This is a genomic window from Candidatus Corynebacterium faecigallinarum, from assembly GCF_052264515.1.
In the GTDB taxonomy this organism is placed as follows: domain Bacteria; phylum Actinomycetota; class Actinomycetes; order Mycobacteriales; family Mycobacteriaceae; genus Corynebacterium; species Corynebacterium faecigallinarum.
On record NZ_JBQQOC010000013.1, the window covers coordinates 33,910 to 50,278 of the forward strand.

The window sequence follows — 16,369 nt, forward strand, 5'->3', positions numbered from 1 at the left end:
TTCTACCTTCTCCTGTGTCGCTGCTTGTCGTTGGTGCCTTGTGGGCCCTGCGGGCCCTGTGACCGTCGTGGCCGTGGCGGGGGGACGGCTTCGCGGGCACCCCGGCCCCGGGTACCCCGGGGGGTTGACCCGGTGGTGGCTCTGGGAGTGGCCCTGGCCCGTTCATGCTCCCCGGCCGGCTGACGCGGTCGGGTCACAGGTTCACCGTACCGCCTGGGCTGTTCCCGGACACGGTCACGCTGCTGCTGGCCGGGGGTGTAGGGCTTCGGCTCGCGCAGAAAGAGCAGCCGGTCGATCAGCGGCCGGCCCTCATGTTGCATCGACGAGATCGTCTTCGGCTCGTGTCGGGCGATGCTGGCCAGCAGGCCGAGCGAAGCGAGGGTCACGATGGCGGAGGAACCGCCGGCGGAGATCAACGGCAGCTGCACACCTGTCATCGGGAACAGGCCGACGACATACCCGATGTTGTAGAAGGCCTGGATCGTGATGCCCATGGTCAGTGCGGCGGCCAGCAGACGCAGGAAGGGGTCGGACTGGGCCATCGCGGTGCGCAGACCGAACCAGGCCAGCAGGCCGAACAACGCGACGACCAACCCGGCACCGATCAGGCCGAGCTCCTCACCGATGATGGCGAAGACGAAGTCGTTGGTGGCCTCCGGCAGGTAGTACTTGGCGCGGGACTGGCCCAGTCCCTGTCCGATCAGTCCGCCGTCCGCCAGTGAGAAGATGCCCTGCTTCGACTGGTAGGACGCCCCGCGTGAGGTCTCTTCGGAGAAGGACAGTGTGAAGGTCTCGTACCAGGAGCTGAACCGCGAGCTACGGAAAGAGTGGGCCAGGCTCAGCAACACAGCACCGCCGGCACCGAGCACGGCGATGCCGAGCAACAGCATTCCGCTCGCGCCCGCGAAGAAGACCAGGGCGATCATGACCGACCCCAGCGACAGCATCATTCCCAGGTCGTTCTGGAGGATCACCAGAACCAGGAACACACCCGACACCAGGAAGAACGGCAACATCACGCTGAGGGTCGTGGTGTAGCTCCGGGACCGCGCCGCGATCACGGCGGCACCCCACACCGCGAGCGAGAACTTGGCGACCTCGGAGGGCTGGATACCGACGCCGCCGATGCGGATCCACGAGTTCGAGCCGACTTCGGCCCCACCGACACCGATGCCCGGGATGAGCACCAGGACCAGCAGGATGAAGGCGATGAGCAGCAACACCGGCGAGAACCGTCGGACGGTCTCCGGGCGGACCCGCAGGAACAACCACATGCCCACCAGGCCGATGGCGACCACCACGGCCTGCCGGAGGAACTCGGTGAACACGGCGATGCCGTCACCGTCGTCGGTGATGGACACCATCGAGGACGACAGCACCATGGTCAGCCCGATGAACACCAGGATCACGGTGACCGTCATGATCACCTTGTAGTTCATCTGCGGGGCAGCCAACGCTCGATTGAACTTCTCGCCCAGTCCCTTCCACGGAGACTCCTCCGACCGGCGGGAGGAGGCGGTCATGGCACTCACTGGTCGTCGCCTCCCTCGGTATCTTCACTGTCTTCACTGTATTCACTGTCTTCGCTGCAGGCCGCTGCGGCGAAGAGACCACCCCGCTGTGACATGCCACGGTACATGTCCAGTGAGGCTGCCGCCGGAGCGAGGACGACCGCGTCCCCGGGGTCAGCGTATCCGCGGGCGGCGTCGACGGCGAGGCGCATCGCCTCCTCCGGATCGACCGAGTCGATGACAGTCACCGGGAGGCCCGGAGCGGCGGCGGCAAGTGCGTCGGCGATGATGCCGCGGTCGACACCGAGCAGGACGGCAGCCCGCAATGTCGGGGCCACGGCGGCGACGAGCTCGTCGACCTCGGCACCCTTGAGCTGGCCACCGGCCACCCACACGACCCCGTCCAACCCTTGGAGGGCGGCGAGTGCCGCATGCGGGTTGGTGGCCTTGGAGTTGTCGATCCAGCGCACCTTGCCGGACTCTGCGACGGTCTGGCCGCGGTGTGCCTGCACCGTGAACGTGGCCAACGCGGCAGCCACGGACTCCGGGGCGACCCCGACCGAGCGGGCCAGGGCTGCTGCTGCGGCGGCGTCGGCGACCCCGGCCGGGCCGGGCGGTGAGATCCCCTCGGCGCTGCCCAGGTCGATCACCGACCCACTGACAGCATCGAGGTCGATGAGACGGCCGTCGCGCACCCCGGTCACCCGGAGCAGGTCGGACAGGCCGGCTGCGTCAGTGCCGACGATGTCAGCGGGGTCACCTGTGGTGTAGGCCCACTGACAGCCGGTGGCCCGGGAGGTGACCTCTGGGTCGTCGGCGGCCAGCACGGCCACCGGGCCGGTCAAGACGCGCATCTTGTCGGCGACGTAGTTGTCGAAGGAGCCGTGCCAGTCGAGGTGGTCCTCGGCGAGATTGAGCACGCATCCGGCGTCCGGTGCGAAATCGGGTGCCCAGTGCAGCTGGAAGCTGGAGACCTCGGCGGCGAGGACGTCGACCGGCGGTTCGGCCAGCAGGGCCTCCCCCGGCGGGGTGCCGATATTGCCCACGGCCAGTGTGCGGCGGCCGTCGGCGGTGAGAATCGATTCCAGCATGGCGGTGGTGGTCGTCTTGCCGTTGGTGCCGGTGACCGCCAACCAGGTGCGGGGCGCGCCGAACAGTCCCGCTTGATCTGCCAGCCAGGCTGCCTCGATGTCCCCGATCACCGGGATCCCGGCGTCGGCGGCGGCCACCAGGACAGGACTGTCCGGACGCCACCCCGGGGATGTCACCACCAGGTCAACCGCGGCGAGGAAGCTGGTGGCACAGGCCTGCTCGGTGGTGACCAACGATGCACCGGTCTCCCCCGCCAGGCGTCCGCCGGCCTCAACATCGTCGTCGACCACGGTGACCGTGGCGTCCAACGCCGCCAGCATCCGGGCCACCCCGGTACCGGCGACACCGGCACCGGCGACGACGACCCGTCCGCCACCCAGGGCGTCCACCAGACTCCTACCGTTCACCTGTGCAACCATGTCCGTCACCGTCCCTCACCGTCCGTCATCCCTTTCGGCCCCACCTGTCACAAGGAGGCGCCGCTGAGCCATTCACTGTAGAAGATCGCCATACCGACGACCGCGAACAACGCCGACAACAACCAGAACCGGATTGTCACGGTGGTCTCCGCCCAGCCACCTGCCTCGAAGTGGTGGTGGAAGGGTGCCATGCGGAACACGCGGCGTCCGGTGGTCTTGAACGAGACCACCTGGATGACCACGCTGGCGGCCTCCATGACGAAGAGCAGGCCGACGATGATCATCAGCAGCTCGGTGCGCGAGGCAATGGACAGGCCCGCGACGAGGCCACCGAGGGCCAGGGAGCCGGTGTCGCCCATGAAGATCTTCGCCGGTGCGGCGTTCCACCACAGGAAACCGACACAGGCACCGAGTCCGGCGGCGGCGAGCATCGCCAGGTCCAGCGGATCGCGCACGGCGTAGCAGCCGGGCTCGGCGCCGACACCGCAGGAGTTGCGGAACTGCCAGAAAGTGATCGCCACGTAGGCGGTGAGCACCATGGCGGTGACACCGGACGCCAGGCCGTCCAGACCGTCGGTGAGGTTCACCGCGTTAGACCAGGCGGAGATCACCAGGTAGATGAATACCAGGAAGATGATGGTGCCGATGACCGTCCCACCGACGGCGAGGTCGATGGTGTTGATATCACGGGTGAACGACAGGTTCGTCGACGCCGGGGTGAGGCCGTCCTCATTCGGGAACTGCAGGATGAGGATACCGAACACCAGGGCGGTGACCAGCTGACCGGCCAGCTTCGCTTTGGCGTTGAGCCCCAGGTTACGGCCCTTGAAGACCTTGATGAAGTCGTCGGCGAAACCGAGCAGACCCAGCGCCAGGGTCAGTCCCAGTACCAGCCAGCCGGACGCACCGGGGCCGGTGCCGTTGAAGATCAGGCCGACGAGCACCGAGACAACGTAGCCGACGGTGATACCGGCGAGGATGGCGATACCACCCATCGTCGGGGTGCCCCGCTTGCGCAGGTGCGACTTCAGGCCCTCCTCGCGGATCTCCTGGCCGATCCCCCCTTCGGAGAAGCGTTTGATCAGCACCGGGGTGAGGAAGATGGAGACGAAGAACGCCACAAGTGCGGCGACGATGATCTGTGTCATGACTTTTCCTAATGTTCCCGTCTAGTTCTTCTCGTCACCGGCGAGGAGGCCGCTGGCGACCCGCCACAGCCCGTCGGCGTAGGACGCCTTGACCAGCACCACGTCATCGGCACTGACGTTGAGGTCCAGGACGTTGACTGCCCCGTCGGTGTTGTCGACGTGCAGCACGTCCAGACCCTGCTCTTCGGCGGAGGTCACCAGGGCGGACTGGTTGATGCCGTGGCCGACGACCACGACATGGTCGATGCGACGCTGGCCGAGGACCTCGCCGAGGGCGATGTGTTCGCCCCGTCCGTCGTCGCCGAGCTCGCCCATCTGACCGAGTACCGCCCAGCTTTCGGCGTCCTGGCGTCCGGCCGCGGTGTAGGCGAGGGCATCTATGCCTGCCCGCATGGAGTCCGGGTTGGCGTTGTAGGAGTCGTTGATGATGGTCAGTCCGTCGGCGCGGGTGCGCACGTCCATCCGGTTCTCACTGGCGGCGACATGCTCCGACAGTGCTGCCGCGACGGTGGCTGCGTCCAGACCACACTCCATGCCGACCGCGGCGGCGGCCAGTGCATTGGCGACCTGGTGGGCGCCGAAGACCCCGAGGTGGACCTCCGCCGGCTCACCGTGCGGATGGTGCATGGTGAAGGAGGCTCGGGCGACCTCGTCGAGGGAGGTGCCGGTGGCGTAGTAGTCGGCGGTGTTACCGGTGCTGCCGACACTGCCCTGCGCCGAGAACCGGAGGATGCGGGCGGTGGTGCGTGAGGCCATGGCGGACACTGCATCGTCATCGGCGTTGAGCACCGCCAGTCCGCCGTGGGCGGCGTCCGGCAGTGCCTCGACCAGTTCGCCCTTCGCTGTGGCGATGGCCTCGCGGGAGCCGAACTCACCGAGGTGTGCGGTGCCGACGTTGAGTACCACTCCCACCGAGGGCGGTGCGATGCGGGCGAGGTGGGCGATGTGGCCCTGGCCGCGTGCGGACATCTCCGCCACCAGGTAGCGGGTGTTCCGGTCGGCCTTCAGCGCGATGTAGGGGTGGCCGATCTCGTTGTTTAAGCTCCCCGGCGGTGCGACGGTCTCGCCGCCGCGGGAGAGTACCGCGCCGAGCAGGTCCTTGGTGGAGGTTTTGCCGGCGGAGCCGGTGACGCCGACCACTGTCATGCCTTCGTCGGCGACCAGGGTGTCGGTGTTGAACCGGGCGAGCCGGCCGACGGCGGTGAGCACCCTTTCCGCCACACCGTCCGGGTCGTTCTCGAGGTAGGCGGCGTTGCGCTGGGCGGTCCCGGCGTCCCCGGCCTCTTCAGTGTCCGCGACCGGCGGGCACAGCAGAACCGGGAGGCCCACCGGGCGACCCGCCAGCACCAGGGCGGCACCGTCCTCGAGGGCCCCGGCGATGAAGTCGTGCCCGTCGACGCGTGCCCCGGGCAGCGCCATGAAGAGGCTGCCCGGCGTGATACGACGGGAGTCGAACTCGACGGGTCCGGTGACGAGGGTGTCGTCGGTACTTCCGTCGACGAGTTCGCCACCGGTGACTGCGGCGATATCCCCGCTCGTCATCTCAATCATCGTTTCGCTTCCTGTCTCTGCTCAATCGCTCGGGTGAGTTCCTCGACGTCATCGAAGTCTGTGACGGTGTCGCCCACGATCTGTCCGGTTTCATGACCCTTGCCGGCCACTATGACGATATCGCCCCGCCGGGCCCAGGTGACTGCAGCCCTGATCGCGTCGGCCCGGTCGCCTATCTCGCGGACCTCGACCGGTGGCCCACCGCGTCCGGCCCGCGTCTCGGCACCCTGACCGGTTCCGGCGAGTACCTCGGCGCGGATGGTGGCCGGGTCCTCGTCACGGGGGTTGTCGTCGGTGACGATCACGAGGTCGGCGCGCTCTGCTGCGGCCTGCCCCATCAGGGACCGCTTGTCGTGGTCGCGGTTTCCACCGGCACCCAACACCACGGCGACGCGTCCACCGTCACCGACCTGGTCACGTTGAGCCACCAGTGTGTCCAGTGCGGCGGCGACGGCCGCCGGCTTGTGCGCGTAGTCGACCAAGGCCAGGAAATCCTGGCCGGGGCTGTCACCGGAGCCGTCGGATCCGACGGTGACCGGCTGCATCCGTCCTGGCACCCGCACCTCCACGAGCCGGGGCGCGACCGTGGCCGGGTCCTCCCCTGCCGCGGTGGCACAGGCCAGGGCCACCGTGGCGTTGGCGACGTTGAACGCCCCGGGCAACGTGACAGCGACGTCGAGGCTGGAGCCTCCGTGGTTGACGACGATGTGCTGGACGCCGTCTGCGGCCACGGACACCTCGTCCACCTGCCAGGTGGCGGGAACTGCGTCGACGGCAGAACCTGTCGCCGAGACTGTGGCGACGGTGACCGGCGCGTCAAGTTCCCCGGCGAGACGACGACCCCAGGCGTCGTCGACGCAGATCACCGGGGTCGGCAGCTCACCGCCAGGATCCTGCGGGGTGGTGAACAGCAACGACTTCGCCGCGAAGTAGTCCTCCATCGTCGGGTGGAAGTCGAGGTGGTCCTGGCTGAGGTTCGTGAAGGCAGCCACGTCGAAGTCGACGCCGCGGACCCTGCCCAGCACCAACGCGTGGGAGGACACCTCCATGACCACATGGGTGACCCCTTCGTCCCGCATCCGGGCGAACAACCCCTGCAGGGTCGGTGCTTCCGGGGTGGTCAGCGTGGTCGGTACGGCGCGCCCGTTGATCCGGGTGCCGGTGGTGCCGATCAAACCCACGGAGTGGTCGACCAGCAGGGACTGCTCGATCATGTAGGACGTGGTGGTCTTGCCGGAGGTACCGGTCACCCCGATGACGGTCATCGAGCGGGAGGGGTGGTCGTGGATCTCGGCGGACACCGGTCCCAACCACGAACGGGCGTCGTCGACGACGAGCACGGCAGTCGTGTCGGCGACACCGGAATCCTGCAGGACGTGCAGGCCCGCCTCGTCGGTGAGCACACAGCCCCCCGCCGACTGGTCGGCGTAGGTCGCACCGTGGGCACGGGTGCCCGGAACGGCCATGAACATGCCGCCGGCCTCGACGGAGCGGGCGTCGATGGATGCTGAGGTGACGGACAGGGCCGCTGCGTTCCCGGCACCGCCTGCGACGATCCGGCCTCCGGTGAGGGCGGCCAGCGTGGACAGTGTCGGCGGGGTCGGCGGGGTCGTGGACTTCTGTGACATCACTGCGCCTCCAGGGTCAGTCGGGGCGCCGAGTCCGGGGACAGCGGCACGTTGTAGTGGTCGAGAAGCCACGAGGAAATGTCGCGGAACAGAGGTGCCGCAGATTGGCCGCCCCCGCCGTCGGTACCCCGCTCGGGGTCATCCAGCATGATACCGACCACGAACCGGGGGTCGTCGGCCGGGGCGACCCCGGCGTAGGTGATCCAGTAGTCGGAATTGGAGTACGCGCGGGTCTCCGGGTCGATCTTCTGGGCGGTACCGGTCTTGCCACTGGTCTGGTAGCCCTCGATGGCGGCGGTGGGGGCGGTTCCCTGCTGCACACCGGTGGGGTCGGACTGGTTGACCGCCCGGAACATGTCCAGCACCGCGCGGGCGGTGTCCGGGGAGACCACCTCGGTGGACTCCGGCTCGTCCTGCGGGATCTCGGTGCCGCCGGAGTCGGTGACCGAGCGGATGATGCTCGGGGTGACCCGAACGCCGTCATTGGCAATGGCCTGGTAGATGCTCGCCATCTGCAGCAGGCTCATCGACATGCCCTGACCGATCGGCAGGTTGGCGAAGGTACCACCGGACCACTGCGACAGATCGGGCACGTAACCACTGGTCTCACTCGGCAGTCCCAGGTCGGTGGCCTCGCCGATGCCGAACTTCTTGACGTAGTCGTAGAAGGAATCCTCCCCGACCCGGTCGGCGAGCATCAGGGTGCCGACGTTGGAGGACTTACCGAAGATGCCGGTGGTGGTGTACGGCACCACACCGTGGTCCCAGGCGTCCTTAACGGTGACACCGGACATCTCGATGGAGCCGGGCACCTGCAGCACCTCGTCCGGGGTGGTCTCCCCGTCCTCGATTGCGGCGGCGGCGGTGATGATCTTCGCCACCGAGCCCGGTTCGAAGACGTCCTGCACGACCCGGTTACCGAAGACCTTGCCGTCGTCGAGCTGCTCCTCGATGTTGCCTCGAGGGTTGATGGTGTCGGAGGACGCCATGGAGATGACCTCGCCGGTCTCTGCATCGAGGACCACGGCGGAGGCCGACTCGGCACCGGACTTGTCCTTGCCGTCCTGGAGGAGTTCCTGGATGTAGGTCTGCGCCTCCAGGTCCACGGTCAGTTCGTAGCTGTCCCCGTCGACCGACGGGTGCCGGTCGCGGGTGGAGCCGGGAATGACCATGCCGTTCTGTCCGATGTCGACGGTCCGTGACCCGTTGGTGCCCTGCAGTTTAGCGTCCTTGGAAAGCTCCAGGCCGAACTGGCCTTCGCCGTCGCGGCTGGTCTTACCGATGATGTTCTGGGCAACTGCACCATTGGGGTACTGACGGATGTCCTGCCGCTCTGCGGTGATCTCCGGGTACTCCGAGGAGATCTCCTCGGCGACATCCGGGTCGACGTCGCGCACCAGCACCTCGTAGGTGGAGTCGGAGGTCAGCTTCTCCCGGAGGTCGTCCTCCTCGACCTCGATGGTGGTGTCGTTGTCGCTGTGCAGCTCCTCGAGCATGACGGGTAGCCCGGTGATGATCTCCTCGAGTCGTTCCTCGGGTGGGGAGACCTCCGACGGGTTGAGGTTGTGCCGCTCCTCCATCCAGTCCATCAGCCGGTTCGGCAGCACCGACAGCGAACGGGCATCCATGGTGTAGGCCAGCTGGGAACCGTTGCGGTCGACGATGGTACCGCGGTGGGCCGGTTCGGTGATCACCGAGGTCCGCTGCATGCTGGCCATCGAGGCCAACTCGGGTCCCTTGACCATCTGTACCCAGGCCAGTCGCAGGACCAGGGAGATGACCAGGAGTGCGACGATGACCAGGATGATGCGGCCTCGTCGGGTGAACAGCCGTACCCCGCTGTCCATCGTGTTCCAGGAGTTCCCGAGCACAGGCGCACGGCGGCTCCCCCCGCTGCGCCGCCGTGCCCGATCCTCGTCCAGACCCACGTGGCCTCCGTTCTTTCATGTCCGTCGTCTACAGGTGTCAGTTCGCCGTCCATTGTCTCCGGACGAACCGCCAACCCGGGTCATTGGGACCACGCGTGTCGGATCAGGGGGTGTAGGGCAGGTCCCCCGACTGGCGGGGCGAGGCATCCGCGGCTGCGGCGGCAGCGGCATCAGCGGCCGCCATGTCCTCCTCAGAGCTACGCTCGCCCTCGCCGCTGGTGGCCTCCGTGTTGCTGGACGGACCCACGGTACGGACGTCACCGTCGATGTCGGTCACGGCCCGGTTGCCGGAGTTGTCCGCAGGACGAGCTTCATCGACGGTACCGTTCTCGACGTTCAGCACACCGGTCTGACCGGGGACCTCCATGCCCAGGCGGGCTGCCTCAGCGGCAATGTGCTGGGTGGACGAGGCGTCCTCGACATCGCGGTTCAGTGACTCGATCTCGTGGGACAGCGTATCCGAGGTCGCCTGGGCCTGGTTCAGCTGGAAAGACTGTTCGGTGCTGCGACCGGAGAGGTACATGGCAAGGGCCGTGCCGGCGACGAGCAGGGCCAGCATCAGGACCACGGTCCACATCATGGTGCGGTTGCGCGGCTCGCGGACCGCCACCCGCCGTCCGCGGACGGTGAGCTGCTGCTGTGAACCCCGACGGCGTACCTGGCTGCTTTGCGCCCGGCGACGGGTGGTGGTCGTGGCGACGGTGTCGGTGGACCTGGATGACCGTCGCTCCGGCTGGGCGGTGCTACGTCGCTGGCGGGACGGTGTGGCTGTGGTGCTCATCTCTTCCCTTGCTCTGTCGGTCGGTCGTGGTTGGCGGTGGTGCTGTGTGGGGCGGTGTGTGGGGCGCTGTCTGAGACGATCCGGCGGATTGCCCTGACCCTGACCGGTGCAGCCCGGGGGTTCTGTTCGATCTCCACCTCGGTGGCCTTCTCGGCACCGCGGGTGACCAGGTCGAACCGGGGCGCGTACTCCGGAAGCGCCATGGGCAGTCCCGGTGGGGTGTGGTCGGCGGTCAGGTCAGCCAGGGCCTTCTTGACGATCCGGTCCTCCAGGGACTGGTAGCTCATGAAGACCGCCACACCACCGAGGTGCAGGCGTCCCGTCGCCTCGGGGATGACCGCTGCCAGGGAGTCCAGCTCGGCGTTGACCTCGACCCGCAGTGCCTGGAAGGTTCGTTTCGCCGGGTGGCCACCGGTGCGCCGGGTGGCGGCCGGGATGCTCCGGTACAACAGTTCGACGAGCCGGGCCGAGGTGGTGAAGGGTTCCACTTCACGCTCGCGAAGGACCGCCGAGGCAATCTTCCCGGCGAAGCGCTCGTCACCGTAGGTCTTCAGGATCCTGGCGAGGTCACCGTGGGAGTAGGTGTTCAGGATGTCAGCAGCAGTGACCGGCAGTTCCGGGTCCATGCGCATGTCCAGCGGGGAGTCCTGCGAGTAGGCGAAGCCACGCTGCGCCTGGTCGAGCTGCATCGACGACACGCCCAGGTCGAAGAGGTAGCCGGAGATACCCTCGCTGCGTGCGGTGTCGGGTATGCGCCCCTGGTCGACAAGGTCGTCGATGGCGGCGCCGAGACCGTCGAAACGGGTCTGGTAGGACACGAAGCGGTCGCCGAAGCGGGCGAGTCGCTGTTCTGACTGGGCGATGGCGGACGGGTCGCGGTCGAGACCGACGACGACAGCCTGGGGGAAGGACTCGAGGAAGACCTCGGTGTGGCCGCCGGCACCGAGGGTGCCGTCGACGATGACCGGGGTGGACGGCGCCCCCTCGGCGGTGACACCGATGCTGACGAGGTCGACCATCCGGTCGCGCATCACCGGGACATGTCCGTGCTGGCCGGAGTTCCGGTCGGTCATGTCGGTCGTCCTTTCGGCTCGATGGTGGGGTCCTGCAGTTCGGGGATGAACCTCGACGCCGATCGGGACTGTGAACGGGGCCTCACCTGCACGGGTCGGGTTTGATGTCGGGGAAGTACATCAAATTCCGGTCGTCCGCGCAGATGAGGGCCGGCACACAGTCCCGCCGGCGTCGCGGGTGGCACACGGCGACACAGTCGTTGTCGGGACAGTGTCGGGGGGTGGCGTCAGAGGATTCCGGCGAGGGAGTCGTCGTCACCGTCGGCGAAGTCACCTTCGTGGTCGTCGAGGTAGCGCCGCCAGGCGGCCGCATCCCAGATCTCGATGAAGTCCACCGATCCGATGACCACGCACTCCTTGTCGAGTCCGGCGTAGTCACGGTGGGCGGCCGAGAGGGTGATCCGGCCCTGCTTGTCCAGCTCCTGCTCGTCCGCGCTCGCCGCGAGATTGCGGACATAAGCACGGGCTCGGGGGTTGGACCGTGAGGCGGCCGCGGCCTTCGCTGCCCGCACCTGGAACTCTGCCCGGGTGTGGACGGCAAGGCTGTGGTCCTGGCCGTTGACGACGACGAGTCCCTCGCCCAGCTGGTCCCGGAACTTCGCCGGCAGGGTCAGCCGACCCTTGTCGTCGAGCTTCGGGGTGAAGGTACCGAAGAACATGTCGGCTCCCTTCCCCGGCTGCCCGGTCCTCGTCAGGTGTCTGTGTTGCCGTGTGCAGTCTCTGTGAAGTTATCCCCTGGGCCCCATATCGACCCAGTGTGCCCCACAGTACCCCACTATCCTCCACCTGACTACCCACCAGGCCCGGGAAATTAAGGTTCTTTCGCGCGACTCACTGATCCGGCATCGATAAAACCGGTCATGAACTGCAGTAATAGTCGACGATATTCCGGTGGGGCACGGTGGGGAGAAAGTGGGGAAGAATCTCCTCCCAGGACCCCGGGACGCCCCAAAAGAGGCCCAATCCCCCCACACGCCCCCAGTGTCACCCGACCGCTACATCACCATCCCGTCCCAGGTCATCATGCTTTCTCCCCAGCACATGCCCAGAGTCCCCACCGGGAGACCGAATCGCCAGTGGGGCAAAGTGGGAGATGCAGGGCGACCATGGCCCACACACGCAAACAGCGGGCCACGGGATGTACCCGTGGCCCGCTGTGGGGAGTGACGATGAGTCAGTCAGTGAGGGAGGCTCACTCGAAGCGCTTCCGGAAACTGTCTTCCATCCGGTCAGCCACGCCCCCGTCGCCGCCATCCTTGCGCCCGGACTCGGTGGAGTTCTTCCGCGAGGAGGACGACGTGGACGAACCGGAGCGGAACGCCAGCAGTCCCCCGCCGAACATGATGAAGAAGCCGACGGCGGCCATCGCGACAAACCACAGGCTGTTCTGCGACAGTGCGATTCCGGCAATGAGGACGCACAGGCCGAGCAACAGGACAGCCACGGAACGGATTCCCACGGTCACCCCTCCGCCCCCCTGGCCGCCGCCGGAGCCCGAGGCCTGCTTGGCAAGGCTCGGGTCCTCGGCGATCAGCGCCTGCTCGATCTCCTGCAGCATGCGCCGTTCCTGTTCTGAAAGGGCCACGGTCGTCCTCCCCTGAAATATCGGGTGTCTGAAGTTGACGGCTCATCCGTCAAGGTGTGTCATCAGTGTCAACGCACAGTCTCGCGAAAAAGTTCCCGTACTGCCCACAAGCCTACCCCAGTGCGTTACGCACTACCTCATGCCACCTCCGGGAGGTATCCGACCGCCCCGCGCACCTCATCGAGAAACTCGCAGGCATCCTGGTAAACCTCGGTCACCACCTCCCGGGTGAGCCCGGCCTCGAGACCCATCTCAACCCGGGCGACGAAGCGGGCATGACGCTCGAAGACATCGCACCAGTCACCGAAGTCATCGGAGAGCACCCGCACCCGCGACCACGCACTACCGGCCGGCAGTCGGCGACGCTTCTTGCGCGCGTGTTGGATGATCGCACCGGCCGCTCGCAGCGCACCACGGTATGCCCAGGTCAGCTCCCCGTCGAGCTCCGGCTCCCAGCGACTACGCTCCAGCAGTCGCTCAGCCTCGATCACGAAAGTCTCCGGCAGCGCCGCCCCTCCCCGATGCGCCCGCGTCAGCCTGGCCACCCGTGCCGACGACACCCCGACACCGATGCCCGCAGCACCGGTTCCTGCCCCAGTGTTCGTGTCGTTCATGGTCTGCTCCTTTTCTCGGATACCGGAGACGATACGACCCCCGCCAGACAGGAGAATCCCCCGATTCACTATGTCGAACACATGTTCTAGATACTGGTGTATGCTTCCTCATGCACCACTCGTTTGGCAGGATGGACACGTGCCCGACGAACTCACCATCTCCGTGCTCGTCCTCTCCGCAACCGACTTCCGGACGCGGGTGGACGAGCTCGTCGACATCCACCTGGATGCCATGGGCTACCCGCGCAGCGCCCACCTCCAGCGGCGCATGCTGTGGACCAGCTGCTCCCAGCGCCCCGGTTTCGCCTGCGCCGTGGCCCTGGAACACCCCGCCGGCACCACCGCCAACCCGTCCGACCGGTCCCAGACCGCCCTCGGTGTCGCCTTCGGCTACCCCGGCGACGACACGACCTGGTGGTACCGGGAGGTCCACCGCGGTCTCCGGAGCAGTGGCCTCTCCCCCGACGACGCCTCCCGCACCCTGAGCAACTACGACGAAGTCTCCGAGGTCCACGTGCGTCCCGGGCACCAGGGACACAGGGTGGGACGCCGTCTCCTGGTCTGCCTGCTGGACCAGCTGTCCAGCAGCCAGGCCCTGTTGTCGACCCCCGAGGTCCCCGACGAGGACAATGCCGCGTGGACGCTCTACCGGGCGACCGGCTTCCACGACGTCCTGCGGAACTTCCGGTTCGGGACCGACCCCCGCCCCTTCGGGGTGCTGGCCTTGGACCGCAGTTGAGGGGCCCCGACCCGTTGCACCCCGACTAGCGCACCATGTCGTGACCGAACTCCGGCCCCCATGCCGGAGCCATCCCCAGGTTGTGCAGCACCTCCTGGGTCGCACGAACGTTGTTCATGGTCATGAAGTGCAGGTCCGGTGCGCCTTCGGCGATGAGCCGCTCGGCCATCGCCGTGGTCACCTCGATACCGACCTCACGGATGGCCGACGCATTCTTCTTCTCGTCACCGTCCGCCACCCTGGTGAACAGCTCCTGCAGGTTCGACGGCAGCGACGCCCCCGACAGCTCCAGCTGACGGCGCACCGACCGCAACGACGTGATCGGCATCAGCCCGGGAATGACCGGTTTCGCACCGTGCTCCGGATCCGCCTTGGCGAGCCGGTCACGAAGTCGGAGGTAGTGGTCGACGTCGAAGAACATCTGGGTGATCGAGTAACTCGCCCCGGCGCGCAGCTTGTCCAGGGTGTAGCGCGTGTCCGCCTCCAGGTCCGGTGCCCGGTAGTGACCCTCCGGGAAGGAGGCCACGCCGTAGTCGAAATCGGCGCATTCCGGCATGGAGCGCGCCAGTTCGATGAGGTCAACTGCGTAGTTCAGGCCTCCCTCGACCGGGCTCCAGTCGCCCATCGGGTCGCCCGGAGGATCGCCACGCAGCGCCAGCAGGTTCGTCAGCCCCAGTGCGGCGAACTCACGCAGGATTCCACGGAGCTCCTCCTCGGTGTGGTCCACCAGGGTGAGGTGGAGCAGCGTGGTCAACGGCTTGACCGCCAAGCGGGCGGCGACACGTTCGGTACGCTCCCGGCTGGACCCGCCGGCCCCGTACGTCACCGAGACGAAGCTGGCACCCAGGTCGTGGAATGCCTCCGCCGCCGACCACAGCCGTGCCTCGGCGTCGTCGTCGCGTGGGGGCATGAACTCGACGGAGAACGGCACGCGCCCGGGCGTCCCGAATGTCAGGGTGTCCGCCACCGCGACCTGCATGCTCGGCGCGGCAGGCTGCGGGGTGTCTCGGTGCGAGCTCCAGTAGTCTTCAGTGGCCATGGCACCCAATCCTAGGGGAATGCCCCGCCACCGCTGAGCACCTGCCCGTCGGACAACACACGACCCCCTACTATGGAGGGATACCGCGAGGTACCGACCCCCACCGCCGACATGAAAGGCACGTGCTTCATGGCCGACTCCCCCCTACCGCCGACCTGGTCCTTCGACAGTCCGCTGACCGAGGTTCCCGGTGCCGTCGATACCCGGCTCACGGCGTTCCTGACCCGGCAGGCTGCCGACTACGACGGTATCGATCCGGTGGTGGCACACGGCATCGCCGACCTGGCCGGGTTCATGCAGGGCGGCAAGAGGGTACGTCCCCTCTTCGCCTGGGCAGGGGTCCGGGCGGTACTGGAGTCCGGCGCCCCGGCGACCGGGGGCACAGGGGACGGGGCCGACCAGGTCCTGGACGCGATCAGTTCCCTGGAGTTCATCCAGGCCTGCGCCCTGGTGCACGACGACATCATCGACCATTCCGACACCCGGCGTGGCCGTCCGACCGTGCACCGGGCCTTCGAGTCCCGCCACCGCTCGGACGGTTGGCACGGGTCGGCGGAAGACTACGGGGTGAACCAGGCGATCCTCGTCGGCGACCTGGCGTTCGCCTGGGCCGATGACATGCTCGCTGACTCGGGGGTGTCGGCGTCCTCCCTGGCCCGTGCCAGGGAGCCGTGGCGGCAGATGCGCACCGAGGTGGTCGCCGGCCAGATGCTCGACATATCCCTGGAGGCCAGCGGGTCGGAGGATCCAGCGGGCCCCTACAAGGTGAACACCTACAAGACCGCCGCCTACACCGTGGAACGTCCGCTGCATCTCGGAGCAGCCCTCGCCGGCGGTGACGCGTCCACCGTCACCCTTCTTCGCGAAGTAGGACGCGACATCGGCATCGCCTTCCAGCTACAGGACGACCACCTCGGGGTCTTCGGCGAGCCTGAGGTCACCGGTAAAGCCTCCGGCGATGATCTGCGCTCCGGCAAGCGAACACACCTGCTGCTCAACGCACTGCGACTGGCCGATGCCGCCGACCCGGATGCCGCGGCGACGCTGCGGGCCGGGGTGGGCACGGTGACCACTGAGGCCGAGGTGGACACGCTGCGTCAGATCATCGTGGATTCCGGGGCGGCACAGGAGTCCGTCGATCAGATCCGGACGCTGACCGACCGTGCCGTCTCCCGGCTGCACGGCGCCGGGTTGGGCGAGACGATCACCGAGGAGCTCGTCGACGTCTCCTACTGGCTTACTGAGCGCAGGAGCTGATCAC

General features: G+C 67.4%; 14 protein-coding genes. 2 read left to right on the plus strand and 12 right to left on the minus strand.

Features of this window, described 5'->3' with window-relative positions; all coding sequences use genetic code 11:
- Window positions 1-2 precede the first annotated feature (2 nt).
- The 11 genes from ACTXPP_RS08455 to ACTXPP_RS08505 form a co-directional block, all read right to left on the minus strand.
- Window positions 3-1,523: a peptidoglycan glycosyltransferase FtsW gene (locus tag ACTXPP_RS08455; RefSeq protein WP_443341809.1), complete on the minus strand. Its 1,521-nt coding sequence runs from the start codon at window positions 1,521-1,523 to the stop codon at window positions 3-5.
- A 5-nt stretch (window positions 1,524-1,528) separates the two neighbouring features.
- Window positions 1,529-3,022, minus strand: a complete 1,494-nt coding sequence (gene murD, locus ACTXPP_RS08460) for a UDP-N-acetylmuramoyl-L-alanine--D-glutamate ligase (RefSeq protein WP_443341780.1) — start codon at window positions 3,020-3,022, stop codon at window positions 1,529-1,531.
- A 47-nt stretch (window positions 3,023-3,069) separates the two neighbouring features.
- Window positions 3,070-4,170 carry a phospho-N-acetylmuramoyl-pentapeptide-transferase gene (mraY, locus tag ACTXPP_RS08465; protein ID WP_301494546.1) on the minus strand — a complete coding sequence of 367 codons (1,101 nt, stop codon included), beginning with the start codon at window positions 4,168-4,170 and terminating at the stop codon, window positions 3,070-3,072.
- Window positions 4,171-4,191: 21 nt separating this feature from the next.
- Window positions 4,192-5,721 carry a UDP-N-acetylmuramoyl-tripeptide--D-alanyl-D-alanine ligase gene (locus ACTXPP_RS08470; protein WP_443341782.1) on the minus strand — a complete coding sequence of 510 codons (1,530 nt, stop codon included), beginning with the start codon at window positions 5,719-5,721 and terminating at the stop codon, window positions 4,192-4,194.
- Window positions 5,718-7,349, minus strand: a complete 1,632-nt coding sequence (locus ACTXPP_RS08475; RefSeq protein WP_443341784.1) for a UDP-N-acetylmuramoyl-L-alanyl-D-glutamate--2,6-diaminopimelate ligase — start codon at window positions 7,347-7,349, stop codon at window positions 5,718-5,720. Before ACTXPP_RS08475 ends, ACTXPP_RS08470 begins: the two co-directional genes overlap by 4 nt.
- A complete protein-coding gene (locus ACTXPP_RS08480) occupies window positions 7,349-9,196 on the minus strand; it encodes a peptidoglycan D,D-transpeptidase FtsI family protein (protein WP_443341786.1) in 1,848 nt (615 codons plus the stop codon). The genes ACTXPP_RS08475 and ACTXPP_RS08480 overlap by 1 nt, the downstream gene beginning before the upstream one ends.
- 184 nt (window positions 9,197-9,380) lie before the next feature.
- Window positions 9,381-10,058 (minus strand): cell division protein FtsL, encoded by a 678-nt coding sequence (gene ftsL, locus ACTXPP_RS08485; protein ID WP_443341788.1) that lies wholly within the window; start codon window positions 10,056-10,058, stop codon window positions 9,381-9,383.
- Window positions 10,055-11,131: a 16S rRNA (cytosine(1402)-N(4))-methyltransferase RsmH gene (gene rsmH, locus ACTXPP_RS08490; RefSeq protein ID WP_443341789.1), complete on the minus strand. Its 1,077-nt coding sequence runs from the start codon at window positions 11,129-11,131 to the stop codon at window positions 10,055-10,057. The genes ftsL and rsmH overlap by 4 nt, the downstream gene beginning before the upstream one ends.
- Before the next feature lie 227 nt (window positions 11,132-11,358).
- Window positions 11,359-11,790, minus strand: a complete 432-nt coding sequence (gene mraZ / locus ACTXPP_RS08495) for a division/cell wall cluster transcriptional repressor MraZ (RefSeq protein ID WP_301494537.1) — start codon at window positions 11,788-11,790, stop codon at window positions 11,359-11,361.
- A 533-nt stretch (window positions 11,791-12,323) separates the two neighbouring features.
- Window positions 12,324-12,716, minus strand: a complete 393-nt coding sequence (locus ACTXPP_RS08500) for a DUF3040 domain-containing protein (protein WP_301498663.1) — start codon at window positions 12,714-12,716, stop codon at window positions 12,324-12,326.
- A 137-nt stretch (window positions 12,717-12,853) separates the two neighbouring features.
- Complete coding sequence (locus tag ACTXPP_RS08505; RefSeq protein WP_443341792.1) at window positions 12,854-13,330, minus strand: SAV_6107 family HEPN domain-containing protein; 477 nt, start codon at window positions 13,328-13,330, stop codon at window positions 12,854-12,856.
- Window positions 13,331-13,469: 139 nt separating this feature from the next.
- Between ACTXPP_RS08505 and ACTXPP_RS08510 the strand changes: the two genes are divergently transcribed.
- A complete protein-coding gene (locus ACTXPP_RS08510; protein WP_301498667.1) occupies window positions 13,470-14,069 on the plus strand; it encodes a GNAT family N-acetyltransferase in 600 nt (199 codons plus the stop codon).
- A 25-nt stretch (window positions 14,070-14,094) separates the two neighbouring features.
- Here ACTXPP_RS08510 and ACTXPP_RS08515 read toward each other — a convergent pair whose 3' ends face one another.
- Window positions 14,095-15,048 (minus strand): methylenetetrahydrofolate reductase, encoded by a 954-nt coding sequence (locus ACTXPP_RS08515; protein WP_301498669.1) that lies wholly within the window; start codon window positions 15,046-15,048, stop codon window positions 14,095-14,097.
- A 189-nt stretch (window positions 15,049-15,237) separates the two neighbouring features.
- Here ACTXPP_RS08515 and ACTXPP_RS08520 point away from each other — a divergent pair, with 189 nt between their 5' ends.
- Window positions 15,238-16,365: a polyprenyl synthetase family protein gene (locus ACTXPP_RS08520; RefSeq protein ID WP_443341794.1), complete on the plus strand. Its 1,128-nt coding sequence runs from the start codon at window positions 15,238-15,240 to the stop codon at window positions 16,363-16,365.
- Window positions 16,366-16,369 lie beyond the last annotated feature (4 nt).

Excerpts from the sequence above, each read along its gene's own strand:
- ACTXPP_RS08455 (WP_443341809.1), bottom strand. The coding sequence starts at position 1,523 with ATGACCGCCTCCTCCCGCCGGTCGGAGGAGTCTCCGTGGAAGGGACTG.
- murD (WP_443341780.1), bottom strand. The coding sequence starts at position 3,022 with ATGGTTGCACAGGTGAACGGTAGGAGTCTGGTGGACGCCCTGGGTGGC.
- mraY (WP_301494546.1), bottom strand. The coding sequence starts at position 4,170 with ATGACACAGATCATCGTCGCCGCACTTGTGGCGTTCTTCGTCTCCATC.
- ACTXPP_RS08470 (WP_443341782.1), bottom strand. The coding sequence starts at position 5,721 with ATGATTGAGATGACGAGCGGGGATATCGCCGCAGTCACCGGTGGCGAA.
- ACTXPP_RS08475 (WP_443341784.1), bottom strand. The coding sequence starts at position 7,349 with ATGTCACAGAAGTCCACGACCCCGCCGACCCCGCCGACACTGTCCACG.
- ACTXPP_RS08480 (WP_443341786.1), bottom strand. The coding sequence starts at position 9,196 with ATGGACAGCGGGGTACGGCTGTTCACCCGACGAGGCCGCATCATCCTG.
- ftsL (WP_443341788.1), bottom strand. The coding sequence starts at position 10,058 with ATGAGCACCACAGCCACACCGTCCCGCCAGCGACGTAGCACCGCCCAG.
- rsmH (WP_443341789.1), bottom strand. The coding sequence starts at position 11,131 with ATGACCGACCGGAACTCCGGCCAGCACGGACATGTCCCGGTGATGCGC.
- mraZ (WP_301494537.1), bottom strand. The coding sequence starts at position 11,790 with ATGTTCTTCGGTACCTTCACCCCGAAGCTCGACGACAAGGGTCGGCTG.
- ACTXPP_RS08505 (WP_443341792.1), bottom strand. The coding sequence starts at position 13,330 with ATGAACGACACGAACACTGGGGCAGGAACCGGTGCTGCGGGCATCGGT.
- ACTXPP_RS08515 (WP_301498669.1), bottom strand. The coding sequence starts at position 15,048 with ATGCAGGTCGCGGTGGCGGACACCCTGACATTCGGGACGCCCGGGCGC.
- ACTXPP_RS08520 (WP_443341794.1), top strand. The coding sequence starts at position 15,238 with ATGGCCGACTCCCCCCTACCGCCGACCTGGTCCTTCGACAGTCCGCTG.